This window comes from Streptomyces sp. bgisy027 (assembly GCF_057710365.1).
This window is the reverse complement of sequence record NZ_JBYIVZ010000134.1, coordinates 1-1013: the sequence shown is the minus strand read 5'-3', so window position 1 is coordinate 1013 and position 1013 is coordinate 1. Positions and strand designations below refer to the sequence as shown.

Sequence of the window (1013 nt, the reverse complement as noted above, 5' to 3'; positions counted from 1 at the left end):
CTCTGAACAAGTAGTTCCTTTCCGTGGGGTGTCCCGCACACTGGTCAGTGAGCGGGCGGGGCACCCCGCGGAAGCCTTCTGCACCACCCCGTATTGAGGAGTCCCCGTGGCCATCTCGGTCTTCGACCTGTTCTCGATCGGCATCGGCCCGTCCAGCTCCCACACGGTCGGCCCGATGCGCGCGGCACGCATGTTCGCCCGCCGCCTGCACAACGAGGGCGTCCTGCCCTCCGTGGCCTCCATACGCTCCGAGCTCTACGGCTCCCTCGGCGCCACCGGCCACGGCCACGGCACCCCCAAGGCCGTGCTGCTCGGCCTGGAGGGCGACTCGCCCCGCACCGTCGACGTGGAGACCGCCGACGAGCGGGTGGAGAAGATCAAGTCGTCGGGCCGTCTGAGGCTCCTCGACGAGCACGAGGTCCCCTTCGACTTCGACAAGGATCTCGTGCTGCACCGCCGCAAAGCCCTGCCCTACCACGCGAACGGCATGACGCTGTGGGCGTTCGACGCCTCGGGCGAGGAGCTGCTCTCCAAGACGTACTACTCGGTGGGCGGCGGCTTCGTCGTCGACGAGGACGCGGTCGGCGCCGACCGCATCAAGCTCGACGACACGGTGCTGAAGTACCCCTTCCGCACGGGCGACGAGCTGCTGCGCCTGACGCAGGAGACGGGTCTGTCGATCTCGTCGCTGATGCTGGAGAACGAGCGGGCCTGGCGCACCGAGGAGGAGATCCGCGAGGGCCTGCTGGAGATCTGGCGGGTGATGCGCGAGTGCGTGTCCCGTGGCATGGCGCGCGAGGGCATCCTGCCGGGCGGCCTGAAGGTCCGCCGCAGGGCTGCGAACACCGCCCGCAAGCTGCGCTCCGAGGGCGACCCGAAGGCGCTCGCCATGGAGTGGATCACGCTCTACGCGATGGCCGTGAACGAGGAGAACGCCGCCGGCGGCCGGGTGGTCACCGCCCCCACGAACGGCGCGGCCGGCATCATTCCGGCGGTCCTGCACTACTACATCA

The 1013-nt window shown here is 69.4% G+C and carries 1 protein-coding gene; it reads left to right on the top strand.

The features are described 5' to 3' along the window. Positions 1 to 106: 106 nt before the first annotated feature. A partial coding sequence (locus AC3ETA_RS47735; RefSeq protein WP_432199163.1) for an L-serine ammonia-lyase occupies positions 107 to 1013 on the top strand: 907 nt, incomplete at its 3' end.